At 30.8% G+C, this 25,985-nt stretch carries 27 protein-coding genes; 14 read left to right on the top strand and 13 right to left on the bottom strand.

All coding sequences use genetic code 11. The features are described from left to right. Window positions 1-154 precede the first annotated feature (154 nt). Genes ACIJYH_RS02385 through ACIJYH_RS02395 form a run of 3 tightly spaced genes read left to right on the top strand, consistent with a single transcriptional unit; the run spans window position 155 to window position 3,734 of the window. On the top strand, window positions 155-2,092 hold the full coding sequence (locus tag ACIJYH_RS02385) for a ribonucleoside-diphosphate reductase subunit alpha (RefSeq protein WP_435163703.1): 1,938 nt from the start codon (window positions 155-157) through the stop codon (window positions 2,090-2,092). After that, on the top strand, window positions 2,083-3,099 hold the full coding sequence (locus ACIJYH_RS02390; RefSeq protein ID WP_435088893.1) for a ribonucleotide-diphosphate reductase subunit beta: 1,017 nt from the start codon (window positions 2,083-2,085) through the stop codon (window positions 3,097-3,099). Before ACIJYH_RS02385 ends, ACIJYH_RS02390 begins: the two co-directional genes overlap by 10 nt. A gap of 2 nt (window positions 3,100-3,101) precedes the next feature. Further along, the gene (locus ACIJYH_RS02395) at window positions 3,102-3,734 is read left to right on the top strand and encodes a class I SAM-dependent methyltransferase (RefSeq protein ID WP_435163705.1); all 633 of its coding nucleotides are present in this window, start codon (window positions 3,102-3,104) and stop codon (window positions 3,732-3,734) included. 2 nt (window positions 3,735-3,736) lie between these two features. Here the strand turns inward: ACIJYH_RS02395 and ACIJYH_RS02400 are convergent, their stop codons facing one another. Genes ACIJYH_RS02400 through ACIJYH_RS02415 form a run of 4 tightly spaced genes read right to left on the bottom strand, consistent with a single transcriptional unit; the run spans window position 3,737 to window position 7,996 of the window. Next, the gene (locus tag ACIJYH_RS02400) at window positions 3,737-4,861 is read right to left on the bottom strand and encodes a bifunctional 2-methylcitrate synthase/citrate synthase (protein ID WP_435163707.1); all 1,125 of its coding nucleotides are present in this window, start codon (window positions 4,859-4,861) and stop codon (window positions 3,737-3,739) included. Next, a complete protein-coding gene (gene prpB / locus ACIJYH_RS02405; RefSeq protein ID WP_435163708.1) occupies window positions 4,861-5,757 on the bottom strand; it encodes a methylisocitrate lyase in 897 nt (298 codons plus the stop codon). The genes ACIJYH_RS02400 and prpB overlap by 1 nt, the downstream gene beginning before the upstream one ends. Beyond that, complete coding sequence (locus ACIJYH_RS02410; RefSeq protein WP_435163710.1) at window positions 5,757-7,259, bottom strand: MmgE/PrpD family protein; 1,503 nt, start codon at window positions 7,257-7,259, stop codon at window positions 5,757-5,759. The genes prpB and ACIJYH_RS02410 overlap by 1 nt, the downstream gene beginning before the upstream one ends. A gap of 53 nt (window positions 7,260-7,312) precedes the next feature. Continuing rightward, entirely contained in the window at window positions 7,313-7,996 is a 684-nt protein-coding gene (locus ACIJYH_RS02415; protein WP_435163713.1) for an HAD-IA family hydrolase, read from the bottom strand. A gap of 70 nt (window positions 7,997-8,066) precedes the next feature. Between ACIJYH_RS02415 and ACIJYH_RS02420 the strand changes: the two genes are divergently transcribed. The 9 genes from ACIJYH_RS02420 to rpsD all read left to right on the top strand — a co-directional run bounded on the left by ACIJYH_RS02420 (window position 8,067) and on the right by rpsD (window position 17,542). Then, window positions 8,067-8,684 (top strand): DapH/DapD/GlmU-related protein, encoded by a 618-nt coding sequence (locus ACIJYH_RS02420; protein ID WP_435163716.1) that lies wholly within the window; start codon window positions 8,067-8,069, stop codon window positions 8,682-8,684. 3 nt (window positions 8,685-8,687) lie between these two features. After that, a complete protein-coding gene (glmS, locus tag ACIJYH_RS02425) occupies window positions 8,688-10,508 on the top strand; it encodes a glutamine--fructose-6-phosphate transaminase (isomerizing) (RefSeq protein WP_435163719.1) in 1,821 nt (606 codons plus the stop codon). 28 nt (window positions 10,509-10,536) lie between these two features. After that, on the top strand, window positions 10,537-10,923 hold the full coding sequence (locus ACIJYH_RS02430; RefSeq protein ID WP_435163721.1) for a DUF2306 domain-containing protein: 387 nt from the start codon (window positions 10,537-10,539) through the stop codon (window positions 10,921-10,923). Window positions 10,924-11,000: 77 nt separating this feature from the next. Then, on the top strand, window positions 11,001-12,380 hold the full coding sequence (locus ACIJYH_RS02435) for a class II 3-deoxy-7-phosphoheptulonate synthase (protein ID WP_435163724.1): 1,380 nt from the start codon (window positions 11,001-11,003) through the stop codon (window positions 12,378-12,380). Between the two features lie 39 nt (window positions 12,381-12,419). Next, the gene (gene nadE / locus ACIJYH_RS02440; protein ID WP_435163727.1) at window positions 12,420-13,157 is read left to right on the top strand and encodes an NAD(+) synthase; all 738 of its coding nucleotides are present in this window, start codon (window positions 12,420-12,422) and stop codon (window positions 13,155-13,157) included. Window positions 13,158-13,202: 45 nt separating this feature from the next. Continuing rightward, entirely contained in the window at window positions 13,203-14,552 is a 1,350-nt protein-coding gene (cysS, locus tag ACIJYH_RS02445) for a cysteine--tRNA ligase (RefSeq protein ID WP_435164235.1), read from the top strand. Next, on the top strand, window positions 14,549-16,150 hold the full coding sequence (gene cimA / locus ACIJYH_RS02450; RefSeq protein WP_435163730.1) for a citramalate synthase: 1,602 nt from the start codon (window positions 14,549-14,551) through the stop codon (window positions 16,148-16,150). Before cysS ends, cimA begins: the two co-directional genes overlap by 4 nt. Window positions 16,151-16,170: 20 nt before the next feature. Further along, window positions 16,171-16,884, top strand: a complete 714-nt coding sequence (locus ACIJYH_RS02455) for an RNA methyltransferase (protein ID WP_435163732.1) — start codon at window positions 16,171-16,173, stop codon at window positions 16,882-16,884. Between the two features lie 40 nt (window positions 16,885-16,924). Beyond that, window positions 16,925-17,542 (top strand): 30S ribosomal protein S4, encoded by a 618-nt coding sequence (gene rpsD / locus ACIJYH_RS02460; RefSeq protein ID WP_435098215.1) that lies wholly within the window; start codon window positions 16,925-16,927, stop codon window positions 17,540-17,542. Between the two features lie 3 nt (window positions 17,543-17,545). Here the strand turns inward: rpsD and grxD are convergent, their stop codons facing one another. From grxD to sfsA, 9 genes are read right to left on the bottom strand one after another with little or no spacing between them, the layout of a single operon-like run. Continuing rightward, the gene (grxD, locus tag ACIJYH_RS02465) at window positions 17,546-17,884 is read right to left on the bottom strand and encodes a Grx4 family monothiol glutaredoxin (protein ID WP_435086857.1); all 339 of its coding nucleotides are present in this window, start codon (window positions 17,882-17,884) and stop codon (window positions 17,546-17,548) included. Next, window positions 17,884-18,114: a BolA/IbaG family iron-sulfur metabolism protein gene (locus tag ACIJYH_RS02470; protein ID WP_320415278.1), complete on the bottom strand. Its 231-nt coding sequence runs from the start codon at window positions 18,112-18,114 to the stop codon at window positions 17,884-17,886. Before ACIJYH_RS02470 ends, grxD begins: the two co-directional genes overlap by 1 nt. Further along, entirely contained in the window at window positions 18,114-20,306 is a 2,193-nt protein-coding gene (gene purL / locus ACIJYH_RS02475) for a phosphoribosylformylglycinamidine synthase subunit PurL (RefSeq protein WP_435163735.1), read from the bottom strand. Before purL ends, ACIJYH_RS02470 begins: the two co-directional genes overlap by 1 nt. Beyond that, entirely contained in the window at window positions 20,303-20,986 is a 684-nt protein-coding gene (gene purQ, locus ACIJYH_RS02480; RefSeq protein WP_435163738.1) for a phosphoribosylformylglycinamidine synthase I, read from the bottom strand. Before purQ ends, purL begins: the two co-directional genes overlap by 4 nt. A 3-nt stretch (window positions 20,987-20,989) precedes the next feature. Further along, complete coding sequence (purS, locus tag ACIJYH_RS02485; RefSeq protein WP_435163741.1) at window positions 20,990-21,232, bottom strand: phosphoribosylformylglycinamidine synthase subunit PurS; 243 nt, start codon at window positions 21,230-21,232, stop codon at window positions 20,990-20,992. Further along, on the bottom strand, window positions 21,229-22,014 hold the full coding sequence (gene purC / locus ACIJYH_RS02490) for a phosphoribosylaminoimidazolesuccinocarboxamide synthase (RefSeq protein WP_435088920.1): 786 nt from the start codon (window positions 22,012-22,014) through the stop codon (window positions 21,229-21,231). Before purC ends, purS begins: the two co-directional genes overlap by 4 nt. Further along, window positions 22,014-23,306 carry an adenylosuccinate lyase gene (gene purB / locus ACIJYH_RS02495; RefSeq protein ID WP_435163744.1) on the bottom strand — a complete coding sequence of 431 codons (1,293 nt, stop codon included), beginning with the start codon at window positions 23,304-23,306 and terminating at the stop codon, window positions 22,014-22,016. The genes purC and purB overlap by 1 nt, the downstream gene beginning before the upstream one ends. 3 nt (window positions 23,307-23,309) lie before the next feature. Further along, on the bottom strand, window positions 23,310-24,080 hold the full coding sequence (gene map, locus ACIJYH_RS02500) for a type I methionyl aminopeptidase (RefSeq protein WP_435163746.1): 771 nt from the start codon (window positions 24,078-24,080) through the stop codon (window positions 23,310-23,312). Next, entirely contained in the window at window positions 24,073-24,771 is a 699-nt protein-coding gene (gene sfsA, locus ACIJYH_RS02505; protein ID WP_435164238.1) for a DNA/RNA nuclease SfsA, read from the bottom strand. The genes map and sfsA overlap by 8 nt, the downstream gene beginning before the upstream one ends. Window positions 24,772-24,791: 20 nt before the next feature. On the opposite strand from sfsA, the gene ACIJYH_RS02510 reads away from it, so the two are divergent. Further along, the gene (locus ACIJYH_RS02510) at window positions 24,792-25,541 is read left to right on the top strand and encodes a competence/damage-inducible protein A (protein ID WP_435163748.1); all 750 of its coding nucleotides are present in this window, start codon (window positions 24,792-24,794) and stop codon (window positions 25,539-25,541) included. Beyond that, window positions 25,542-25,946: a gamma-glutamylcyclotransferase family protein gene (locus ACIJYH_RS02515; protein WP_435163751.1), complete on the top strand. Its 405-nt coding sequence runs from the start codon at window positions 25,542-25,544 to the stop codon at window positions 25,944-25,946. Window positions 25,947-25,985: the final 39 nt, after the last annotated feature.

A 25,985-nucleotide genomic window follows, 5' to 3' on the forward strand; every position in this document is an offset into this window, starting at 1 on the left:
TTAATTACTTACTATTTTTTAAATTTTTTTATTGATATTTTTTTTGTCGTGTTCTATAAATGTTCTGTTGATTAATTGTTTATATAGTATATCAACATAAAACGCATACAACATCTAGTTGTTTTCGTCACAATAACAAAATATAGTATTAATTATGAATAAGATTCTATCACAGGCCCTAAAGAAAGCTGTCTCTGAATATAGCCCAGAAGTAAAAGAGGTATCAAAAGGAAATAGACCTGATCTTTTTTCTTTAAGTACCGAAACTGAACTTTTTCAAAATGACAAGGGAATTATAATTAAGATCGATCGATCTAAAGATGCAAACTTAACAGACTTTGGTAAGGCAACATTGAAAGACAGATATCTTGGTCATAACGAATTTTTTCAAGATTTATTCGCCCGTGTTGCAAGCTCATATGCTGATGATAATTTACATGCACAAAGAATTTATAATTACATAAGCAACCTTTGGTTTATGCCAGCAACACCTGTTCTATCAAATGGCGGAACTAAAAGAGGATTACCTATTTCATGTTTTTTAAATGAGGCATCAGATAGTTTGGGAGGAATTCTTGATCTTTGGAGTGAAAATGTTTGGTTAGCTGCAAAAGGTGGTGGTATAGGAAGTTACTGGGGTAATCTTAGATCTATAGGTGAAAAGATTGGTAAGGTTGGAAAAACCTCTGGAATAATACCTTTTATAAAAGTTATGGATTCTTTAACAATGGCAATTAGCCAAGGTTCTTTAAGAAGAGGATCTGCCGCTTGTTATTTGCCAGTCGATCATCCTGAAATTGAAGAGTTTATTGAAATGAGAAGACCTACAGGTGGTGATCCAAATAGAAAAGCATTAAATTTACACCATGGTGTTTTACTTTCAGATGCATTTATGAGAGCTGTAGAAAATGATGAGCAGTGGGGATTAAAAAGTCCTGCAGATGGCACTGTTCAACAAACAATATCAGCTAGAAATTTATGGATAAGATTATTAACTGCAAGAATTGAAACAGGTGAGCCTTATATAATTTATATCGATACAGTGAATAGATTAATTCCACAGCATCATAAACTTGCTAACTTAACAGTTAAGACATCAAATCTATGTAGTGAAATAACTTTACCTACTGGAATTGATAAAGATGGGAGAGATAGAACCGCTGTATGTTGTTTATCTTCATTAAACTTAGAAAAGTACGAAGAGTGGAAAGATGATCCAGACATGATCAGTGATGTAATGAGATTTTTAGATAATGTTCTAAGTGATTTTATAAAAAAAGCTCCTGATCAATTTAAAGATGCAAAATATTCTGCAGAAAGAGAAAGAAGTGTTGGATTAGGTGTAATGGGCTTTCATTCTTTTTTACAAAAAAACAGAATTCCACTTGAGTCAGTGATGGCAAAATCTTGGAACAAAAAAATATTTAAACAAATTGACGAACAGGTTAATAAGGCTTCAAAAGATTTGGCTGAAGAAAGAGGGGCTTGTCCTGATGCTGCGGATTATGGATATCAAGAAAGATTTTCAAATAAAACAGCAATTGCGCCAACTGCTTCAATCTCAATTATATGTGGTGGGGCATCGCCAGGAGTTGAGCCAATTGCAGCTAACAGTTATACCCATAAAACTTTGTCAGGTTCATTTAATGTTAGAAATAGATATTTAGAAGAAATCCTTGAAGGGCATGGAAAAAATGATGATGAAACTTGGTCTACGATCACAACAAATCAAGGTTCTGTATCTCATTTAGATTTTTTAACTGATTTAGAAAAGGATGTTTTTAAAACAGCATTTGAGCTTAACCAACAGTGGATTATTGAATTAAGTGGAGATAGAACTCCATTTATATCCCAGGCTCAGTCAGTTAACTTATTTTTACCAGCTGATGTTCACAAAAAAGAGTTACACAAAATTCATTTTGATGCTTGGAAGAAAGGCTTAAAGAGTCTTTATTACTGTAGATCAAAATCAATTCAAAGAGCTGAAAATATTAATGATGCAAAATCAACAGATGTTTTAGCCAACGTTTATAAAAACAAACAAACTAAATCTGAAGAACCAGAATACGAGGAGTGCCTATCATGTCAGTAGCAGAAAAAATTAAGACACCAAGCAATGAAATAATCCAACCAAAAAAAATGGGTTTATTAGTTGAAAATCCAGTTTACAAACCTTTCAGATATCCATGGTGTTATGATGCATGGTTAACACAACAAAGAATTCATTGGTTACCAGAAGAGGTGCCATTAGGCGACGATGTTAGGGATTGGCAAAAAAATTTAACACAATCAGAAAAAAACTTATTAACTCAAATATTTAGATTTTTCACTCAAGCAGACGTAGAAGTTAGCAATTGTTATCTAAGACACTACACAACAGTATTTAAACCAACAGAAGTTCTAATGATGATGACAGCTTTTGCATCAATGGAGACTGTCCATGTAGCAGCTTACTCTCATTTGTTAGATACTATTGGAATGCCTGAGTCAGAATATTCTGCTTTCATGAAATACAAAGAGATGAAAGATAAATATGATTACATGCAAGGTTTCAATGTAAATTCTAAAGAAGATATTGCAAAAACAGTTGCTGTATTTAGTGCGTTCACTGAAGGACTTCAGTTGTTTGCAAGTTTTGCAATCCTTTTGAATTTTCCAAGACATAATAAGATGAAGGGAATGGGGCAGATTGTTACTTGGTCCGTTAGAGACGAAACTCTCCATTGTAATTCTATGATTAGAGTTTTTAAAGAATTCATAAATGAGAACCCAGAAATATGGACTCCAAAACTTAAAAAAGAGCTTTATGAAGCGTGTAGAACTATTATTGAACACGAAGATGCTTTCATAGATCTTGCGTTTGAAATGGGTCCAATGGAAGGTTTGACTGCTCAAGAAGTTAAAGATTACATTAGATTTATAGCTAACAGAAGACTTACTCAATTAGGTCTTGAGCCAATTTATGATGTGCAAAAAAACCCTTTAACTTGGTTAGATACAATGCTTAATGCTGTTGAGCACATGAACTTCTTTGAAGGACGAGCAACAGAATATTCTAAAGCATCAACACAGGGTACATGGGTAGAAGCATTTAGTTAATTTTGGAATACAAAAAATATTATCGAAAAACCAGTTTAAAACAAAAAGGGGTAGGTTCTTTTTTTTTAGATGAGGTGCTTAAAAAAAAACCTAAATGTTTTTTAGAGATAGGCGTATTTCATGGTGTAACTGCCAGAAATGTTTGTGAACTTTTGTTTAAAATACATGGAAACAATTTTAATTATATTGGCTTAGATTTATTTGAGGAAAGTGACGAAAATAAAAATGAGGTTATACCAAATACTACCTTTTCATCGAACCCAATAAAAAGATTTTATTACAAATATATTAAAAGACAAAATCCCTATAGCTTAGAAGCTGTCAAAGATTTATTAAAAAAATTTACAAACAATATTCATTTAATTAAAGGAAATTCTAATAAGATATTAAACAAAATAGATATGTCAAAAATTGATTATGTTTTTTTAGATGGTGGACATGAGTATAACACAGTCCTTAATGATCTTAATTGTTGTTTTGATGTAATAAGCAATAATGGAACAGTTTTATGTGATGATTATGATCTGAAACAAGCTCCTGGTGTTAAGAAAGCAATCGATGAGTTTATAAAAAAAAATAACTTAAATTGTTCAATTATATGCAATGGTAGATTTGCTAAAATAGAAAAAAATTAAAATTATCTATAATTTAATTCCATAACTTTTCGATGTTTATTACCTTTGTATTTGGCAAGTGGTCGAATAAGTTTATTTGCTGCATGCTGTTCCATTATGTGAGCAGACCAACCTGTAATTCTTGAAATTACAAATATTGGTGTAAAGAAATCAGTATCAAAACCCATTAAATGGTAAGTAGGACCAGTTGGGTAGTCCACATTAGGGTGGATATTCTTTTTCTTAATCATTACCTTTTCAACAATGTCATAGATTTTTTCAAAAGTTTTATCTTTTTTAATTTTAGCAACTTTTCCAAAATATTCTCTCATAGTGGGAACTCTAGAATCTCCAGATTTATAGACTCTGTGACCAAATCCCATTACTACATCTTTCTTTTTTAATGCGTCATTTATCCATTTTAATGCATTTTCAGGTTTTTTAATTTTTTTCATCATGTGCATTACTTCTTCATTTGCACCACCATGCAGGGGCCCTTTTAAACTTGCTATGGCTCCAGTTATAGCTCCATGAATATCAGATAAACTGCTAGTAATGGTTCTTGCGGTAAAAGTTGAAACATTAAAGCTATGTTCAGCATATAAAATTAAAGACACATCAAAAGCTTTAACAATTTCTTTTTGAGGAACTTTGCCAAAACACATATTAAAAAAGTTTTCAGCAAAACTTAATTCTTTTTTAGGTTTGATAATTTTTTTGCCATTTCTTACTCTATAAAAAGCAGCTAATGCTGTTGGTGTTTTTGCAAAAATTCTTAGAGCTTTTCTCATATTAGCCTCTGGTGAGGAATCTGATGTTTCATTATCTTCTAAACCCATCACACTAACAGCTGTTCTTGCAACATCCATAGGATGGGATTTTTTTGGCATGTGTTTAATTATTTCATATAAATTTTTGGATAGTTCTCTGTTATTTTTTTCTTCTTTTTCAAATTGTTTTAATTGAATTGAATTTGGAAGGTCTTTATTTAAAATTAAATAAGCAACTTCTTCAAATCTACAATATTCACATAAATCTTGAGCAGCATAACCTCTATAAGTTAGAGAGTTTATTTCAGGCATTACTTTTGAAACTTCTGTTTCATCAACCACAATCCCTAATAAACCTTTTTTAATTTCATCACTCATTATTCATGTCCTTCCGTACTAAAGTTATAAATCTTTTCATCAAGAGAGTTATATTTTTCATATTCAACTAACTCATAAAGTCTTTTTCTGGTTTGCATTTTATCAATAATATTGTTCTGATGTCCATTTGCATAAATGTCTTTTAAGCCATCTTCTACACTTTTCATGGCTAATCTTTGTGTAGTAACTGGATAAATCACAATATTATAACCAAAATTCTCTAATTCTTTATAATTGAAAAGTTTTGATTTACCAAATTCAGTCATATTAGCTAACAGATAGCATGAGAGCTCTTTTCTAACTTTTTCAAAATCTTTTTCATCATGTAACGCCTCTGGAAAGATGATTTCAGCACCAGCATCAATGTATGCTTTACATCTATCAATCATTTTATCAATTCCCTCAACTCCTTTTGCATCTGATCTTGCAATAATCTTAAAATTACTATCTTTTTTAGCAGCAACACATTCTTTAATTTTATCAACCATGGCATTTGTTGAAATTAATTCTTTATTATCAAGATGCCCACATCTTTTACGTTCAACTTGATCCTCTAGATGAACAGCTGTAATCCCAAATTCTTCAAACGTTTCAATTGTTTCTTTGCAAGATTTAAACCCTGTATCTATGTCTACAATAGTTGGCAAATTAGTAACCCTTGATATCAAATAAGATCTAGTGCTTACATCTTGTAATGTCGTTAAACCAATGTCTGGAAAGCCAAGATCATTAGCCATTACTCCACCAGAAACATACACTGCATCATAACCTATTTCTTCAATCAGTTTGGCTGTTAATGGATTATACGCACCTGGAACTCTTAATATCTTATTTGATTTTAATTTTTCAACAAAATCTATTCTTTTTTGACTTGGTTCTTTGTCAACAAAATGCACTAAAATATCCCTTTTTTTAAATTTCTTTTTAAATTATTTTTTTTAATTTCTATATTTAGTTTATCCAACTGACCTGATTTTAATTGTTTTAAGTTTTGAACTGTTTTTAAGAAACGATCACTTTCTTTCTTATCAAGAATACCATCTGTAAGTGTTAAAAACTTATTAATATAATTTTGTCTTTTAAATGGTCTCGCTCCATATGGGTGGGCATCAGCTCTATCAAGTTGTTCACTAATTTTTTTACCATTATTTAAAGTTACAACTACCTTAGCACCAAAAGATTTTTTCATTGGATTTGGATCGTGATATTTTTTAGTCCATTTCTTGTCTTCGTAAGTAGTAATTGATTTCCAAATTTTAATAGTGCTTTTTTTATTTGCTCTAGCCTTTGTGTAAGATTTTACATGATGCCAATCTCCATCCTCTAATGCTACAGCAAAAATATACATAATAGAGTGATCAAGTGTTTCTCTGCTTGCATTGGGATCCATTTTTTGAGGATCGTTTGCTCCTGTGCCAATTACATAATGAGTATGGTGACTAGTAAATATATCAATCTTTTTTATTTGATTTAAGTTAGGTATTTTATTTTTAAGTTTCTTAGCTAAATCAATTAAAGCTTGCGATTGATATTCTGCTGAATATTCTTTTGTATAAGTCTCGAGTATAGCTTTTTTAATTTCCCCTTTTTTAGGAAGTGGCACTTTATAATTAGCTTTTTTTCCATCTAATATTCTTGCTATAACGCTATCTTCACCCTCATATATTGGACTAGGTGCACCTTCACCACGCATAACTCTATCAACGGCTTCGATAGCAAGTTTGCCTGCATGAGCTGGCGCATATGCTTTCCAACTTGAAATCTCACCTTTTCTTGATTGTCTAGTTGATACAGTAGTATGTAAAGCTTGTTGCACTGCTTGATAAATTGTTTCAGTATTTAGTTTGAGCATTGATCCTAATCCAGCAGCAACACTTGGACCTAAATGGGCAATGTGATCTACTTTATGTTTATGCAAACAAATTCCTTTAACTAAATTTACTTGAACTTCATATGCAGTAATAATTCCACGTAATAAATCTAATCCACTAATTTTATTTTGTTGAGCAACTGCTAAAAGTGGGGGGATATTATCTCCTGGATGACTGTAGTCAGCTGCTAAAAAAGTATCATGAAAATCAAGCTCTCTAACAGCAGTTCCATTTGACCATGCAGCCCATTCACAATCATATTTAAGTTTTGAATTCACACCAAATAAAGTAGCTCCATTTTTTCTTGAGTGTTTTAACGCCATTTCTCTTGAAGAGACTACAGGCTTTCTGTTTAAAGAAGCTATTGCAACAGAAGCGTTATCAATAATTCTATTGATTACCATTTCTATTGCGTCTTTGTTTAATTTTGCATTATCACTTGCGATTTCAGCTATTTTCCAAGCAAGCTGTTTTTTCTTGGGAAGATTGATTTTAGATGGATAAACTTTAACTTTATGTAATAACAAAATAACTCCTTAATAGTAATTTTGTTTTAATAGCTAAAAAAAATTAATCAACGTTAAAGATATTTTGTTATAATTTTTTCAATATCAGTAAAGTCCTTTATTAGGTGATTATGATATATTTCGGTTGTATTTTTTTCTGTATATCCATTTTCTAATAAAATAACAGGTATCTCAGCAGCTTTAGCTGCATTTGCATCAGTTTCACTATCACCAATCATAATAGTTTTCGTCAAATCTCCATCTAATATTTCAACCACATTTGTTAGATGTCTTGGATCTGGCTTACAATAATCAAATGTATCTGATCCGGCGACATATTCAAAAAAATCATAAATACCAATCTTCTTCAAAAGATCATTAGATAGATATTCTTGTTTGTTTGTGCAAACAGCCATAGATATATTTTGTTCTTTGCACCATATCAAAAAATTCTTTACCCCTGTAACTAAAGTACTTTCGTTAACAATATTTTTACCATAGAAATTTACAAACTCTTTGACCATTTCATCTTTAATTTTTTCATCTAAAACTTTACTAAATTCTTCTTTTGCTTGTCCCCATATAGATCTTCCAATTAAAGCCCCAGCACCTTTGCCAACTAAATTTCTAATATCTTCTGTTGATTTAGTAGGGTATCCAAATTTTCTCATCACATGATTGTGAGCTAACATCAAATCTGGTGCTGTATCTACAAGTGTTCCATCTAAATCAAATAAAATTGTGAATTTTTGCTTCATTTTTAAAAGTTTTTTAAAGAAATATTATGTGAATTAATTAAGGCTTATTCTTAATGTAAAGCATTTTAAAATGAAAGAATTAAATTTACAAAATTCACAAACAAAACTTCGTACCAGATTTTTAAAATATGGTGTTAAAATGACTGGACCAGAAACAATTTTCTTTTCACATGATACTAAAATTGGAAAGAATGTAACCATTGAGCCTTATGTTGTAATAGGAAAAAAAGTAAAGATAGGAAACAACGTTATTATAAAATCATTTTCACATTTAGAGTCTTGTAAAATAGAAAATAAAGTTGAAATCGGACCTTATGCAAGAATAAGACCTAATACAATTTTGAAAGAAGGATCTAAAATTGGAAACTTTGTTGAAGTCAAAAAAAGTACGATTGGAAAAAAATCAAAAGTAAATCATTTGTCTTATATTGGAGATAGTGAAATTGGAAAATCTGTAAATATTGGAGCTGGAACAATTACTTGTAATTATGATGGAGTTAAAAAAAGTAAAACAAAAATTAAAGATAATGTATTTATAGGATCTAATTCATCACTAGTCGCTCCAATTACAATTGACAAACAAAGTGTGGTAGGTGCTGGGTCTGTGATTACAAAAAATGTGGGAAAAAAATCTTTAGCTTTAACAAGAGCTAAACATACTGAATTAAAAAATTATAAAAGAAAATAAATTATGTGTGGAATAATAGGTATTTCTAGTAACAAATCTGTATCAAGTAGTATTATTAATTCTCTTAAAAAATTAGAATATAGAGGTTATGACTCTGCCGGTATCGCAACTTTATCTCAAGGTTTCATTAATGAAGTTAAATCTGAAGGTAGAGTGGAAAATTTAGAAAATAATTTTGATTTAAAAAACCTTTCAGGAAATATAGGTATTGGCCATGTGAGATGGGCAACTCATGGTGTACCAAATAGTGTTAATGCTCACCCACACTCATCAGAAAATGTTTCAGTAGTCCATAACGGAATTATAGAGAATTCTACATTGCTAAAAAAATATTTATTAAGCAAGGGTCATAAATTTAAATCTCAAACAGATACAGAGGTTATTGTGCATTTAATCACAGAAAATTTAAAAACATCTGAATTAAAAGACGCAATTACAAAAACTTTGAAACTACTTCATGGAAGCTTTGCTTTAGGAATTATATTTAAAGATATGCCCGATTTAATAATTGGAGCAAGAAGAGGCTCTCCTTTAGCCGTTGGGTATGGACCTAGTGAAAATTATCTTGGATCAGATTCATATGCCCTTAAATCAATGACAAACAAAATAACTTACTTGGATGATGGTGAGTTTTGTTTTGTAAAAAAAGATGAAGTCCATTTTTTTAATGAAGAGGGAACAAAGATTAACAAAAAAGTTTTAGAACTTTCTTCAGATCAGCAAAATTATGACAAGGGTGATTATAAGCATTTCATGGCTAAAGAAATTGAGGAGCAGCCTCAAACCTTGAAAACTGGTATCAAGGAATATCTGGATAATATGAATAATGACATCAATATTTACAATTTCCCATGGAAAATAGATGAAATTAAATCAATCATGCTAATTGGCTGTGGAACAGCATATCATTCCTGTCTGATGGCTAAATATTGGTTTGAAGAATTAACAACTTTAGATGTTAACATTGATATCGCATCGGAGTTTAGATACCGAAAAAATAGATTTAAAAATGATACTTTATATATCTTTGTTTCTCAGTCGGGTGAAACCGCAGATACTTATGCAGCTTTAGACTTATGTAATAAAAATAAGATGAAAACATGTGCTGTTGTAAATGTAATTGAAAGCTCAATAGCAAGAGATTCAAATTTTGTATTACCTATTCATTGTGGGCCAGAAATTGGTGTAGCTTCAACAAAAGCGTTTCTAGGTCAAATACTTGTTTTATATATTTTATCGTTAAAATTATCATCATTAAGAAATGAAATTGATAACAAAGATTACAAAAAAAAAATCAAAGATCTTAAAAATCTTCCAAACTTAATTGAACAAACATTATTAATTGATAATGATGTTCAGGCTATTGCTTCAACATTTAACGAAGCTAAAGGATCAATGTTTTTAGGAAGAGGTTTCTCTTACCCAATTGCATTAGAAGGTGCGTTAAAACTAAAAGAATTATCTTACGTTCACGCTGAAGGATATCCTGCTGGTGAAATGAAACATGGACCCTTAGCATTAATTGAAGAGGGTATGCCTGTTGTGGTTTTAGCCCCGAGAGATAATTATTATAAAAAAACGATTTCAAATATGCAAGAAGTTGTAGCAAGAGGTGCAAAAGTTTTATTGATTACAAATAAAAGTAAAGATGAAATTGTCTCTGAAAATATTTGGGAAACTATTGAGGTTGAAACTACGAATGATGACTTACTCCCATTTCTTTTAACTATCCCACTTCAAAAACTTGCTTATTATTCAGCTCTTAAAAAAGGTTACGATATAGATAAGCCAAGAAATTTAGCAAAATCTGTAACTGTGGAGTAGTTTTTAATAGAGAGTTACTCAATTAAATATGCAGATAATTTATGTTCACGCAGCACTTGCGCTTTTAGCGATACCGCTTGGTTTATATATTTTCATAAATAAAAAAGGGACAAAGCATCACAAAATATTTGGCCGTATCTGGATGACTGTTTTGATAATCGTTTCTCTAACAGCATTATTCATTCAAACAATTAACCCAGGACAATATTCATTAATCCATCTTTTAATACCTTACACCATAGGTTCATTAATTTATTCTATTTGGAACATAAAGAAATTTAAGAAGACCAAAATAGAAAGATATAAAATTAAACACATGCATTCAATGATTGGTGTGTATATTGGAGCACTTTTAATTGCTGGCGCATTTACTTTGATGCCTGGAAGATTATTTCATGAGATTATATTTGGTTAAAATTTAACTCTGTAGTCAAAACTAGCCAGTAACAGTTGAATAAAGTCTAAACTCTGTTAAACAATCCTTAGTTGAATATGAAAAATTGGAAAAAAAATAGCTGGAGAAAATATCCTGTAAAACACATTCCTGAATATCCCAATAAAAAGGAATTAGAGACGGTTTTGGATAAAGTTGGAACGTTTCCACCATTGGTATTTGCAGGTGAGACAAGGCATTTAAAAGATCAGCTCGCTAATGTAGTGGATGGTAAAGCATTTTTACTTCAAGGAGGAGATTGCGCAGAAAGTTTTGCAGAATTTAATCCAGACAATATTAGAGACACATTTAAACTAATGTTACAAATGTCATTAGTTTTAACTTATTCTGCATCATTACCAGTTGTAAAAGTTGGAAGAATAGCTGGTCAATTTTCAAAACCTAGAAGTTCGCCAGTAGAGTCTAAAGATGGTATAGAGCTTCCAAGTTATTTAGGTGATAATATTAATGGAATGGAATTTAATGAAAAATCAAGAATACCTGATCCAAAAAGATTATTTAAAGCTTACTCTCAATCAGCTGCAACATTAAATTTAATTAGAGCTTTTTGCCATGGTGGATTTGCTGATTTACAAAATGTGCACAATTGGAACCTTGGATTTATCAAAAATAGTCCAACGTTAAAGAGATTTAAAGATTTAGAAGATAAAATAGCTGATGCATTAGCATTTATGGATGCATGCGGAATAAACTCTGACTTTAATAGAAGATTAAAGACAGTTAATTTTTGGACTTCACACGAAGCATTGTTATTACCTTTTGAAGAAACAATGACCAGAACAGACTCTACGACTGGAGAAAATCATGACACCTCAGCTCATTTTGTTTGGATTGGAGATAGAACTAGACAACTTGATGGTGGACACGTTGAATTTTGCAGAGGAATTGAAAATCCAATTGGAATTAAATGTGGGCCAACTTTAAAACCAGAAGATTTAATAAATCTTTGTAATAAAATTAATCCAAGTAATGAAAAAGGAAAAATTACTTTAATATCAAGATTTGGTGCAGATAACGTTTCAAAACATTTACCTAAATTAATAAGAGCAATTAAAAAAGAAGGTTTAAATGTAATTTGGTCGTGTGATCCTTGTCATGGTAACACAGTTAAAGCTGCAACAGGATTTAAGACAAGACCTTTTAATAGCGTTTTAAACGAAGTTAAAAATGTATTTGCTTGTCATCAAAGTGAAGGAAGTTATGCGGGAGGCTTGCATATAGAAATGACTGGCCAAAATGTTACCGAATGTATTGGTGGAGCTCAAAAAATATCAGAAAAAGATTTATCATCTAGATATCATACTCACTGTGATCCGAGACTTAACGCAAATCAAGCCCTAGAATTAGCTTTTTTAATTTCTGATGAGATTAAAAAGAATAGCTCATATTCTAAAAATGCAGACAGAGCGGCATCTTAAAACATTGTAAAAGATACCAACTAATAATATTTTAAGATTATGAATGCCTCAGAAAAAGTAAATTTTATATCTAATTGGATAAAAGATTATGCCAACAATATGCCAAGTAAGGCACAATCATTGGTTATTGGGATCTCTGGTGGGATAGACTCTTCTGTTTCAAGCACCTTAAGTGCAATGACTGGATTAAAAACAATTGTATTATCAATGCCAATTAAACAGAAATCTCAGCAACATGATTTAAGTTTAAAACATCAAGAGTGGTTGGTTAAGAAATTTGATAATGTTGAAGCACACACAGTGAATCTAGATGAATTATTTTCTGCTTTTTCCTCTACTTTATCTCAATTTGATAATGAACATGGAATGGCAAATTCTAGAGCAAGATTAAGAATGACTACTCTTTATCAAGTAGCTGCAGCAAACAAAGGTATAGTTGTTGGCACGGGAAATAAGATAGAGGATTTTGGTGTTGGGTTTTATACTAAGTATGGTGATGGTGGAGTTGATATTTCTCCAATAGCAGATTGTAATAAAACAGAAGTTTGGGAGATAGGAAAAGAACTTGGAATTTTAGAAGAGATAATTGAGGCAGCTCCTACAGATGGACTATGGGATGATGGTCGAACGGATGAAGGCCAACTTGGTTTAAAATATCATGAATTGGAGGAAGCTATGGATAACCCAAACTCACCTAATAGAGCTAAATACGAAACAATAAGAAAACAAAATTTGCATAAAATGGAGCCCATTCCAGTTTGCAAAATTCCAAATTAATCAAATAGATTCACAAATCTATAAATTAAGTATATTTCTAAAATGATGAATAAAGATATTTTTTTAACAAACAATCTAAGTAACAAAAAAGAAAAATTTGTTCCATTAGATGAAAAAAAAGTAGGCATGTATGTTTGTGGCCCTACAGTTTATGATGACCCTCATATTGGTAATGCTAGACCTATAGTAATCTTTGATATTCTTTTTAAAATACTCAAGAGTAAATTTCCTTCAGTGACTTATGTAAGAAATATTACAGATGTTGATGATAAAATAATTAAATCATCAAATGATAAGAAAATATCTATCTCAGATTTAACTGAAACTGTAATCAAAAGTTTTGATGAAGATTGTAATTATCTAAATTGTGAAGCACCAACACAACAACCTAAAGCGACAGAACATATAGATTTAATGATTGAAATGATTTCTGAATTAATCAAAAAAGATTTTGCTTATGAAAATAACAAACATGTTTATTTTGAAGTCAAAAAGTTTGAAGACTATGGAAAATTATCCAACAAAAAGTTAGAGGATTTAATTGCTGGATCAAGAGTTGAAGTAAGTAACAACAAAAAGAGCTCTGAAGATTTTGTGTTATGGAAACCTTCTTTAGAAAATGAACCATCTTGGGACTCTCCATGGGGAAAAGGTAGACCAGGTTGGCATTTAGAATGTTCAGCAATGTCTAAGAAATTTCTAGGTAATGAATTTGATATACATGGAGGAGGAATAGATTTAATTTTTCCACATCATGAAAATGAAATAGCTCAATCAAGATGTGCAAATGACACTAAGGTTTTTGCAAATTATTGGCTGCATAATGCTTTTATCACTATGTCCAATGAAAAAATGGCAAAATCTCAAGGAAATATATTAAAAATAAAAGATTTTAGAAAAAAAGTTAGCGGTCAAGTTTTAAGGTTGGCTTTAATTAGCGCGCACTACAAACAGCCATTGGATTGGAATGATAAACTATTAGAGGATTGTCAAAATACGATTGATAAATGGTATAATGTTTATATGCCGTCAAACAAAGATGTTAATGACGAAATTATCCAACCTTTGTATGACGATATAAATACACCTGGTTATATTGCAAATTTACATAAACTTTATGAAAAAGCTAATAAAGGAAATGATGAAGACAAACAAATATTTAATTCAGCTTGTAACTTCATAGGCTTACTTCAAGAAACCAAAGAGGTGTGGTTAAATTATAAAAAAGATAAAGCAGATATTTCAGAACAAGAAATTAAAAGCAAGATAGAGCTTAGAAATAAAGCTAGAGCTGATAAAGATTATAAAGAAGCCGATAATATAAGAAACTACCTTTTTGATAAAGGTGTTTTAATAGAAGATAAAGATGGTAAAACAATTTGGAAATTTAAATGAGTAAGGAAAAACTATATATTTTTGACACCACGTTAAGAGACGGTGCTCAAACTCAAGGTGTCGACTTTTCAATTGATGATAAAGAAAAAATATCAAATTCACTTGATAACTTAGGAGTTGATTATATTGAGGGTGGTTGGCCAGGAGCCAATCCAACAGATACTGAATTTTTTAATAAAGATCATGGTTTTAAAAATGCTAAATTAACTGCATTTGGTATGACCAAAAAATCAGAGCATAGTGCGGAAAATGACCCAATGTTAGCTTCATTAATCAATTCAAAAAGTTCATCAGTTTGTTTGTTTGGAAAATCCTGGGATTTTCAAGTTAATGTAGCACTTGGAATTACTAATGAAGAAAATTTAGAAAATATTAGTGAAAGTGCAAAACATATAGTTGGCTCAAGTAAAGAATTTATGTTTGATGCTGAACATTTTTTTGATGGATATAAATCAAATCCAGATTACGCATTAAAATGCCTTAAGGTAGCGTTTGATCAAGGCGCTAGATGGATTGTTTTGTGTGATACGAATGGTGGAACTCTTCCACACGAAGTATCAAAAATTGTATCAGAAGTTACAAAACATATTCCAGGTGACAATTTAGGTATTCATGCTCATAACGACACTGAAAATGCTGTAGCAAATAGTTTGGCTGCTGTTCAAGCAGGGGTTAGACAAATCCAAGGAACTATCAATGGATTAGGGGAGAGATGTGGTAATGCAAATTTAATGTCTTTAATTCCTTCATTGTTTTTAAAGAAGGATTTTAGTAATAAATTTGAACTTAATATCAAACGAGAAAATTTAAAAAATCTAACTCAATGCTCAAGATTATTGGATGAATTATTAAACAGAAAACCTAACAAACATTTGCCTTATGTGGGAGCTTCTGCCTTTTCACACAAAGGTGGAATGCATGTTTCTGCAGTTCAAAAAAATCCAAAAACTTATGAACATATTGAACCTGAGGAAGTAGGAAACTCAAGAAACATTGTTGTTTCAGACCAAGCTGGTCAATCAAACATAATGTCTAGATTAAAATCTATTGGTATCCAAATAGAAAAAAATGATCCAAAAATTAAAAAACTTTTAAGTGAAGTTAAAGACAGAGAATTTATTGGTTATAGTTATGATGGAGCAGACGCTTCATTTGAATTATTAGCTAGAAGATTGATAGGCGATATTCCGCGATACATATTAATTAATGAGTATGATGTATCAGTTAAAAAAGATAGCACTGGTGAAATCATTTCTCATGCTAAAGCTCAATTAGAGGTTGATGGTCAAAAAATATTATGTGAAGGACAGGGTAATGGACCTGTAAATGCACTTGATAATGCGATTAGAAAAAATGTAAATAAACTTGCTAAATATTCTGAGTATTTAAAAGACTTAAAACTAGTTGATTATAAAGTAAGAATTTTAAATACAGGTACTGAAGCAGTAACTAGAGTTTCAATTGAAAGCACAGACTCCAAAGGTATTAACTGGTTTACCATAGGTGTTTCACCAAATATAATTGATGCATCATTCAAAGCATTGGTTGATAGTTTGGATTATAAATTATTTAAGGATAAAGCTCCAGCTAGCCTATAAGTTTTGATTTATCATAAATAATGTCATCAAATAATATTACTTTTATTTTACATAAGCCTCAGTTATCAGAAAATATTGGTGCATGTGCTAGAGGGATGAAGAACTTTAATTTTCAAAAACTGTCAATTATTGATCCAAAACCTATTTTTCCTAATGATAAAATTTTAGCAACTTCTGTTGGTGCTAAAAATATAATTAATAAGAGTAAAGTGTTTGATGCCTTAGAGCCTGCACTAAAAGATATAGATTATGTCATTGCAACATCTGCTAGATTTAGAAACAAAAACATTAAACATATTCAATTAGAAGACTTAAAAAAGATTGATTTCACCAAAAAAGTAGCATTTCTTTTTGGATCTGAAGCATCAGGCTTGTCGAATAATGAAGTGAGTTATGCAAATTACACATTACAAATTCCAACTAATCCTGAATTCAAATCCTTAAATTTATCTCATAGCTTAATTATCATTGCTCAGTATGTCTCAAGCATCATAAAATCTAAGACTTCCAATTTTAAAAAATCTAAAAAGGTTAAAGCTGCCTCTAAAAAAGAGATACATTCAATGACTAATTTATGCATTCAAAACCTAGATGATATCAATTTCTTTAAACCAAAGGAGAAGAAACCTATTATGCTAGAAAATCTTAGAAATATTTTCTACAGAATGGAATTATCAGCCAAAGAAACGCGTATATTAGCCAGTGTATTCGCTAGTTTGGGTAAAAAACGTTGATTGACAAAATAGCCTGTAAGCTTATAAACCCCAATATCAAATGACAAAAAGATTAAACTCTAAACATAAAGTAGATAGAAGATTAAAAGCCAATCTATGGGGAAGACCAAAGAGTCCCTTCAATAAAAGAGACTACGGACCAGGACAACACGGTCAAGGTAGAAAAGGTAAGCCATCAGATTATGGAACGCAATTGCAAGCTAAGCAAAAATTAAAAGCTTACTACGGTAACATTAACGAGAGACAATTTAGAAATATTTATAAAAAAGCTGTTATGCTTAAAGGCGATACTGGTGAAAATTTAATCGGTTTACTTGAAAGAAGATTGGATGCAGTTATTTATAGAGCAAAATTTGCAACAACAGTTTTTTCTTCAAGACAATTAATTAATCATGGTCACGTAAGAGTGAACGGTAAAAAAGTTAATATTGGTAGCTACATAGTTAAAGAAGAAGACTCAATTGAGATCAGAGATAAATCTAAGCAATTAGCAATAATTGATATTGCTTTAGCTAGTAAAGAAAGAGAAACACCAGAATACATTCAAATGGACGAGAAAAACAAAAAAGTTAAATTTGTGAGAGTACCTAAGTTTGAAGAAGTTCCTTATCCAATTGTGATGGAACCAAACTTAGTAATTGAATATTACTCTAGATAATAATTAATTTTTAGCTTTAAAACTTATACCCTTGGTCTCAAGTAATTTTGCTAATTCACCACTTTCGTACATTTCTTTTACGATATCACAGCCGCCAACAAACTCTTTTTTGATATAAAGTTGCGGGATAGTAGGCCAGTCACTAAAAGTTTTAATTCCTTCTCTAACATTTTGATCTTCTAAAACATTTACACCTTGGAAGTTAACTTCAAGAATTTTTAACATATTAGATACAGCCATTGAAAAACCACACTGAGGAGCATCAGGCGTACCTTTCATAAATAAACATACTTCATTACTATCAATATGAGTTTGAATTAAATTTTTTGTATTATCATCCATTATTGCTCCTTTGTTTTAATTGCTAAGGCATGTAATTCATTTCCCATTTTACCCTTTAGAGAATTATATACCATTTTGTGTTGTTCAATTTTGCTTTTACCTGAGAATTGTGCAGAAGTTACTGTTGCTGAGTAATGATTGCCATCACCAGCTAAATCTTGAATTTCAACTGTAGCATCAGTCAAAGCTTCTTTGATTAAACTCTCAATTTCTTTTAAATCCATTGCCATTAATTGCTCATATAATTTGTTAACCAATTTGTATTCGATGTTCTTAATTCGTCAATTGTTACTTTTGTCTTTTCATTAATAAACATTTGATCCTTATTAATTGTTCCAAGTTCATCATAATGAACTGCATTTTTGTTTAAAATATCAGTCACTTTTTTAAGACTATCTTTGTTTACTTCGATCACGTATCTACCCTGATCTTCAGCAAAAAAATATTCAATTTCATTAATTAGATATTTTGGTTTTTTAAGATTAATTCCCTTATTTCCTTTAATACACATTTTTGCAACTGCAGTAATTATTCCACCGATAGATACATCGTGAGCACTTTTAATATGACCCACATCTATTAACTTTAATAAAGTTTCTCCATTATTTTTTTCATTAAACAGATTGATTTCTGGTGGAGGACCATTTTTTTCATCTAATATGTTTCTTGCAAACAAACTTTGATCAATATGTCCTTCAGTTTTTCCAATTACTAAAACGATATTATCAACCTCTTTAAAATCCATTGTAATCATTTTGTTATAATCTTTGATTAAACCAACACCACCAATAGATGGGGTAGGTTTGATACCTTCTTCTTTTGTTTGATTGTAAAAAGATACATTTCCTGAAACGACCGGAAATTTTAAATATTCAGCAGCTTCCCCAATTCCTTGAACACATTCAACAAACTCACCCATATTTTCTTCATTTTCAGGGCTACCAAAGTTTAGGCAATTTGTAATAGCGACTGGTTTTGCGCCTACAGAAATTAGATTTCTAAAACTTTCACAAACAACTTGTTTTCCACCAGTTAAAGGATGCGCCCAACAATATACAGCAGATGAATCAACCGATGCTGCAACTGCTTTATCAGTTCCATGAACTCTCACAACACCAGAGTCACCACCTGGTTTTTGTATAGTGTCACCCATAACTGTATGATCGTATTGTTGCCAAATCCATTCTTTACTACAAACATTTGGATTAGATAAAACTTTTTTTAACACATCTATAATTTTTAAATTTTTAAGATCTTCTTTTTTAATTTTATTTTTTTTAGGTAATTTTGCTTTTTTCCATTTACGGTCATACATTGGTGAATTTTCAACTAAAGTATTAACTGGAATATCTGCAACTTGCTCATTATCAAAGAACAGTTCAATCTTCTTAGATTTAGTTGTTTTACCAATTACTGCAAAATCTAAATTCCATTTATCGAATATTTTTTTAGCCTGGTCTTCTTTACCGTTTTCTAAAACGATTAACATTCTCTCTTGGCTTTCAGAGAGCATAATTTCATAAGGTGTCATCTTAGTTTCTCTACATGGAACTTTATTTAAATTAATTTCAATTCCAAGATTTCCTTTTGAGGCCATTTCAATACTTGATGATGTAAGTCCAGCTGCCCCCATGTCTTGAATTGCTATAATTGAGTCCCCAGCCATTAACTCTAAGCAAGCTTCAAGTAATAGTTTTTCAGTAAATGGATCTCCAACTTGAACAGTAGGTTTTTTTTCCTCTATTTTTTCATCAAAGCTAGCTGATGCCATGCTAGCACCATGAATTCCATCTCGTCCTGTTTTAGAACCTACATAAATTACTGGTTTACCTAGACCTGCTGCTTTTGAGTAGAAAATCTTATCTTTTTTCACTAACCCCAGTGTCATCGCATTAACTAGAATATTGCCATTATACGAGCTATCAAAATTAGTTTGACCTGCTATCGTTGGAACACCCATACAGTTCCCATAACCACCAATACCGTGAACAACCCCTCTAAGTAAATTTTTAGTTTTTTTGTGTTGAGGCGATCCGAAATGAATAGAGTTTAAATTAGCAATAGGACGTGCTCCCATTGTAAATACATCTCTCATAATACCACCAACTCCAGTTGCTGCTCCTTGATAGGGTTCAATAAAAGAAGGATGATTGTGGCTTTCAATTTTAAATACAATTGCATCATTATCACCAATATCTACAACTCCTGCATTTTCTCCTGGTCCTTGAATGACTTGCTTTCCTTTGGTTGGAAGCTTTTTTAAGTGAAGTCTCGATGATTTATAAGAACAATGCTCATTCCACATTGCTGAAAAGATACCCAGCTCAGTAATATTTGGAGTTCGCTTAAGTAGCTCACAAATTTTTGCATATTCGTCTTTTTTAAGACCGTGATCTATAGCAACTTGTTCGTTTACAATCATTTTAGATTATTAATTAAATTATTAAAAAAAATAGACCCATCTTCACCTGATAGAGAAGGGTCAATCATCCTTTCAGGATGGGGCATCATTCCTAAAACATTTTTTTCTTTATTAAATATGCCTGCAATGTTTTTAATGGATCCATTAGGATTAAATTTATCTTCAGTTTTGCCATCTTTATCACAGTAATTGATTGCTACTTGTTCATTATCTTCAATTTCTTTTAATTGATCGTTGGTGCAAAAATAGTTTCCCTCATTATGAGCTATATGAAACTCTAAAACTTCACTATCAATGTTTTTAAAGTAAGTGTTTTTTTGATCATTAATTTTAACAAATACATTTTTACAAATAAATTCTAAGTATTTGTTTCTTAATAAAACACCTGGAACCAAACCTGTTTCAACTAAAATTTGAAAACCATTGCAAATACCCATCACCATTCCACCTGAGTTTGCAAAGTTTATCACTGATTTCATTATTTTTGATTTTGACGCCATACTTCCGCATCTCAAATAATCTCCATAAGAAAATCCACCTGGTAAAACAACCAAATCACTTTTTGGCAACTCAACATCATCATGCCAAACCATCTTATTTTTGAATCCAAATTTTTTTAAAGCAACGTCCATATCTCTGTCACAATTAGAACCAGGAAATGTAATGACGGATGATTTCATTAATTATTGTACATCAATAATTTTATAATTTTCAATAACTAGATTGGCTAAAAGTTTGTTACACATTTCTTCAACTTTTTCTTTAGCTTTTTTGGGATCACTTTCTTTAGTGTCAATTTCAAAGTACTTACCTTGTCTCACTTCATTGATGTCATTAAATCCCATTCCATCCAAAGTTTGGTGAATAACTTTTCCTTGAGGATCTAGCACATCTTTTTTAAGCGTAATAATTATAGAAATTTTCATTTACGCTTCCTTTTAACTGAAGATAATTTTGTAACATTTACTGCAGAAACATTAGATTGTTCGTGAAGTATCCCAAGTCTTTTAGCAACCTCAGTATAAGCAGGAATAAGATCACCTAAATTTTTTCTAAATCTATCTTTATCTAACTTTTTATCAGTAATGCTGTCCCAAAGTCTGCAAGTATCAGGACTAATTTCATCAGCAAGAATAACCTCTTCTTTACCGTTAACTTTTAACCTTCCAAATTCCAATTTAAAATCAATTAATTTAATTCCAACACCTCTAAACATGCCGATCATAAAGTCATTAATTCTTAAAATCATTTTCTTAACTTTCTCGATTTCTTTTTTTGTAGCCCAATCAAAAGCCAATATATGCTCTTCTGCTATTAATGGATCGCCTAACTTGTCATCTTTTAAGCAATATTCGATAAGAGGCTCTTTTAAGATTGTTCCATCTTCAATCCCTAATCTTTTTGTAATAGATCCAGTCGCAACATTTCTAACGATGAATTCAATTGGAATGATTTCAACCAATTTAATTACTTGCTCTCTCATATTAAGTCTTTTGACCAAGTGATTTTTAATTCCTATCTGAGATAGATTTGAAAGGATATGTTCTGAAATTCTATTATTTAAAACACCTTTTCCTTCTATAGTAGATTTTTTTTGGTTGTTAAATGCGGTAGCGTCGTCCTTAAAATATTGAATAACTAAATTCTTATCATTTGTTGTGTAAATGATTTTAGCCTTACCTTCGTATAGTTTTTTTCCTTTTTTCATTATTTAAAAACTCTTCTAAAGATGAAATTTACATTTTTAAAGTGTTTTGCGTAACTAAATATAGATTTTAGTTTTTTAGGAGTGATTTTGCTCATAATTAACTTATCTGAGCTAATAACATCAAATAAATCTAAATCTTCAGCAAAACATTTTTTAGCATAATTTTGAACCATTCGGTAAGATTGCTCTCTACTTAACCCAGACTTTGTTAATTCAAGCATTATTTCTTGTGAGAAAATCAATCCTTTAGTGATATTTAAATTTTCTAACATTTTTTTTGGATAAACAATCATGTTATCTAAAATATTAGTTAATCTGACTAATGCAAAATCAGTTGTAATATTTGCATCAGGTCCAATATTTCTTTCAACACTTGAATGAGAAATATCTCTTTCGTGCCAAAGGGCAATATTTTCTAAAGCAGGAATTACTGCGCTTCTAACCATTCTTGCAAGCCCTGTTAAGTTTTCACTTAATATTGGATTCTTTTTATGTGGCATTGCAGAGGAGCCTTTTTGATTTTTTGAAAAGAATTCTTGCATTTCATAAACTTCGGTTCTTTGTAAATGTCTAATTTCAACAGCAACTCTTTCAATTGATCCAGCAATAATACCTAGCACTGAAAAATAAAAAGCATGACGATCTCTTGGTATTACTTGAGTTGAAATTGGCTCAACTTTTAAACCTAATTTTTTGGCAACATGTTTTTCAACATTGGGATTAATGTTGGCAAAAGTTCCAACTGCACCAGATATTGCACATGTTGATACTTCATCTATTGCATCAACTAATCTTTTTCTATTTCTCTTAAATTCTTCGTAAAACGAGGCCAATTTTAAACCAAATGTAACTGGTTCAGCATGAATACCGTGACTTCTACCCATGCATGGTGTGAATTTGTATTTCTTGGCTTGTTTTTTAAGAACTTTTAAAATTTGATCTAAGTCTTTTAGGATTATCTTACCAGACTGAACCATTTGAATGTTAAAACTGGTATCCAATACATCTGATGAAGTCATTCCTTGGTGTAAGTATCTAGCTTTAATTCCAGCTCTTTCAGTAACAGAAGTTAAAAAGGCTATAACATCATGTTTAACTTCAGACTCAATTTTGTGAATTCTGCTTACATTTATTTTAGCTTTTTTCCTTACAACTGAAGCAACTCCTTTTGGAATTTGACCAAGTTTTTCCATGGCTTCAGCAGCTGCAACTTCGACATCTAGCCAAATTTTATATTTATTTTCTTCTGACCAAATGTCAGTTAATTCTTTTCGAGAGTATCTTTTAATCATTAATTATAAGTATGGAGGCTTTGAATAACCTTTAGCAGATTCTGTAAAGATTTCATAACCATTTTCAGTAATTCCCAATGTATGCTCAAATTGTGCTGATAAAGATTTATCTTTTGTAACAGCAGTCCAACCATCATTTAACATTTTAACATCATATTTGCCGGTATTAATCATAGGTTCAATTGTAAAAGTCATTCCAGGTCTTAAATCCATACCTGAATTTTTACTCCCATAATGCAAGATGTTGGGTGGTTCATGAAAGGTAGTGCTTATGCCATGACCACAAAAATCTCTTACAACTGAAAAACCTTTATCTTCAACGAATGATTGAATTTCATACCCTATATCTCCCAATCTAATTCCAGGTTTTAATATCTTAATCGCTCTCATCATAGACTCGTGAGTTGTATCTATAAGATTATTTAATTTAACAGAGGTATTACCGATTGAAAACATTCTACTTGTATCTCCATAATGTTCATCAACAACAGCTGTGACATCCACATTGATTGCATCGCCATCTCTTAAAATTCTATCTGATGGAATACCGTGACAGACCACGTGATTTAAAGATGTACACAAAGATTTTGTAAAACCCCTATAATAAAGTGGCGCAGAGTATCCACCGTTATCTCTAATAAACTCATAACCTAATTTATCAATATGATCTGTTGATACACCTTCTTTAATATTATCAGTCAGCATATCTAAAGTTTGAGCTGCCAACTTTCCAGCAACTCTCATTTTTTCAAATTTTTCTTTATAATCACTCATCAATAATCTTCAGTTTTTTATCTATAAAAATTTTTTTAGAACTTATATCACATCTATAGGCTAAAAAGTTAACTCCTGCCTTTTTAGCAATTAGATAATTCTTATAATATTCAGCATCTACATCTTTAGCTATCTTAAACTTTTCCATGTTTTGGATCTGAACTAAAAATAATAAGTAGCTTTTATAACCTTTTTTTATGGCATCAATAAGAGTGAGCAGGTGTTTGGTGCCACGTGCTGTCACAGCATCTGGAAACTCAGCTGTGTCTTTATTTCTAAATAGGGTAACATTTTTAACCTCTACAAAGATCTTTTGTTTATTTTTCTCAATTAAAAAATCAAATCTAGTCTCTTTATTGAAAAATACCTCTGGTTTAATAAGATCACAGTTTTTAAGTTCTTTAATAAGATTATTTTCTAAAGCGTGTTGAGCTATTCTATTAGCCATGTGGGTATTAACACCAACTAGGTTTTTTCTTGTTTTAATAATTTCAAGTCCGTATTTAAGTTTTCTTTTAGGATCATTATTAGGAAGCACATAGACATCATTCCCTTCATCTAACAGACCTTTCATTGATCCTGTATTAGGACAATGTGCAGTAACTACCTCTTTTGTTAATTGTACATCAGTAAAAAAACGCTTGTAACGTTTGATTAATTTGCCTTTAATTAAAGACTTGGTAAATTCCATTTCTAAATTATACATTTAAAATGACCAAAAACACAAAAGTTAATGCCGCAATATTAATTATAGGTAATGAAATTTTATCTGGCCGAACTCAAGATACGAACACTTCAACTTTAGCAACTTGGTTAAATTCAATTGGGGTTAAAGTGGGAGAGGTTAGGGTCATTCCAGACATTGAAAAGACAATAATCGATACACTTAATTTATTAAAGACAACTTACGATTATGTTTTTACAACAGGCGGTATTGGTCCAACTCACGACGATATTACCGCAGAATCTGTTTCAAAAGCATTTGGACTAAAATATGAAATACATAAAGAGGCATATAAAATTTTAGAGGCCTATTATAAACCAGGTGAATTTAATGAAGGTCGACAAAAGATGGTTTGGATGCCAGAAAATGCAAATTTAATTTTAAATCCCACAAGTGGTGCCCCAGGTTTTAGTGTTGAAAATGTGTTCTGTTTACCAGGCGTTCCATCAATTTTAAAATCTATGATTGGTGGATTAACTAACACAATTGTAGGGGGTGCTCCTATTTTAAGTTTAACTATAAGCTTAAGAACGGTTGAAAGTGAAATTGCCGACTCTTTAACTAAAGTACAAAATGTTAATCAAGATGTTGAAATTGGAAGTTACCCTTTTTTTCAAGCTGGAAAGTTAGGAGTTTCAATAGTGATTAGATCAGAGGATCAATCTAAGATCGATAATACCAAATCACAAATTTTAAAATTTGTTAAAGATAAAAATATTGAAGTAGTAGATCGTTAAATGCTTTATTTTGCTTACGGAAGTAATCTTCATCATTTTCAAATGAAACGAAGATGTAAAGACAGTGTCTATTTAAAAAAGATAAATCTTAAAGATTTTAAATTAACCTTTAGAAGCAAATATAGAGCAGCAGATATTGAGCCTAAAAAAAATTCAATAGTACCTGGTGGATTGTATGAGATATCAAAAAGTGATGAAAAAAAATTAGATATTTATGAAGATTATCCAACTTTGTATAAGAAATATTATTTTTATTATTATGGAAAAAAAGTGATGACTTATACAATGGTTAAGAAATCAGCATTTAAATTCCCAACTGAAAGATATCTTAATGTTGTAAAACGAGGATATAAAGATTGTGAATTAGATAATAAATTTCTTCAAAAAGGATTAATAGGGTCTTAATTAATTTGTATAGAATAGTCTAATGCAATTTAAAAATAC

The sequence above is a fragment of the Candidatus Pelagibacter bacterium nBUS_25 genome (assembly GCF_051200975.1).
Taxonomy (GTDB): Bacteria; Pseudomonadota; Alphaproteobacteria; order Pelagibacterales; family Pelagibacteraceae; genus Pelagibacter.

Excerpts from the sequence above, each read along its gene's own strand:
- ACIJYH_RS02390 (WP_435088893.1), top strand. The coding sequence starts at position 2,083 with ATGTCAGTAGCAGAAAAAATTAAGACACCAAGCAATGAAATAATCCAA.
- purS (WP_435163741.1), bottom strand. The coding sequence starts at position 21,232 with ATGAAAATTTCTATAATTATTACGCTTAAAAAAGATGTGCTAGATCCT.
- ACIJYH_RS02415 (WP_435163713.1), bottom strand. The coding sequence starts at position 7,996 with ATGAAGCAAAAATTCACAATTTTATTTGATTTAGATGGAACACTTGTA.
- purC (WP_435088920.1), bottom strand. The coding sequence starts at position 22,014 with ATGAAAAAAGGAAAAAAACTATACGAAGGTAAGGCTAAAATCATTTAC.
- purQ (WP_435163738.1), bottom strand. The coding sequence starts at position 20,986 with ATGAAATCATCCGTCATTACATTTCCTGGTTCTAATTGTGACAGAGAT.
- ACIJYH_RS02420 (WP_435163716.1), top strand. The coding sequence starts at position 8,067 with ATGAAAGAATTAAATTTACAAAATTCACAAACAAAACTTCGTACCAGA.
- ACIJYH_RS02400 (WP_435163707.1), bottom strand. The coding sequence starts at position 4,861 with ATGAGTGATGAAATTAAAAAAGGTTTATTAGGGATTGTGGTTGATGAA.
- nadE (WP_435163727.1), top strand. The coding sequence starts at position 12,420 with ATGAATGCCTCAGAAAAAGTAAATTTTATATCTAATTGGATAAAAGAT.
- rpsD (WP_435098215.1), top strand. The coding sequence starts at position 16,925 with ATGACAAAAAGATTAAACTCTAAACATAAAGTAGATAGAAGATTAAAA.
- purL (WP_435163735.1), bottom strand. The coding sequence starts at position 20,306 with ATGATTGTAAACGAACAAGTTGCTATAGATCACGGTCTTAAAAAAGAC.
- sfsA (WP_435164238.1), bottom strand. The coding sequence starts at position 24,771 with ATGGAATTTACCAAGTCTTTAATTAAAGGCAAATTAATCAAACGTTAC.
- glmS (WP_435163719.1), top strand. The coding sequence starts at position 8,688 with ATGTGTGGAATAATAGGTATTTCTAGTAACAAATCTGTATCAAGTAGT.
- ACIJYH_RS02435 (WP_435163724.1), top strand. The coding sequence starts at position 11,001 with ATGAAAAATTGGAAAAAAAATAGCTGGAGAAAATATCCTGTAAAACAC.
- ACIJYH_RS02515 (WP_435163751.1), top strand. The coding sequence starts at position 25,542 with ATGCTTTATTTTGCTTACGGAAGTAATCTTCATCATTTTCAAATGAAA.
- grxD (WP_435086857.1), bottom strand. The coding sequence starts at position 17,884 with ATGGATGATAATACAAAAAATTTAATTCAAACTCATATTGATAGTAAT.
- ACIJYH_RS02385 (WP_435163703.1), top strand. The coding sequence starts at position 155 with ATGAATAAGATTCTATCACAGGCCCTAAAGAAAGCTGTCTCTGAATAT.
- ACIJYH_RS02510 (WP_435163748.1), top strand. The coding sequence starts at position 24,792 with ATGACCAAAAACACAAAAGTTAATGCCGCAATATTAATTATAGGTAAT.
- cimA (WP_435163730.1), top strand. The coding sequence starts at position 14,549 with ATGAGTAAGGAAAAACTATATATTTTTGACACCACGTTAAGAGACGGT.
- cysS (WP_435164235.1), top strand. The coding sequence starts at position 13,203 with ATGAATAAAGATATTTTTTTAACAAACAATCTAAGTAACAAAAAAGAA.
- ACIJYH_RS02430 (WP_435163721.1), top strand. The coding sequence starts at position 10,537 with ATGCAGATAATTTATGTTCACGCAGCACTTGCGCTTTTAGCGATACCG.
- map (WP_435163746.1), bottom strand. The coding sequence starts at position 24,080 with ATGAGTGATTATAAAGAAAAATTTGAAAAAATGAGAGTTGCTGGAAAG.
- ACIJYH_RS02470 (WP_320415278.1), bottom strand. The coding sequence starts at position 18,114 with ATGGCAATGGATTTAAAAGAAATTGAGAGTTTAATCAAAGAAGCTTTG.
- ACIJYH_RS02455 (WP_435163732.1), top strand. The coding sequence starts at position 16,171 with ATGTCATCAAATAATATTACTTTTATTTTACATAAGCCTCAGTTATCA.
- purB (WP_435163744.1), bottom strand. The coding sequence starts at position 23,306 with ATGATTAAAAGATACTCTCGAAAAGAATTAACTGACATTTGGTCAGAA.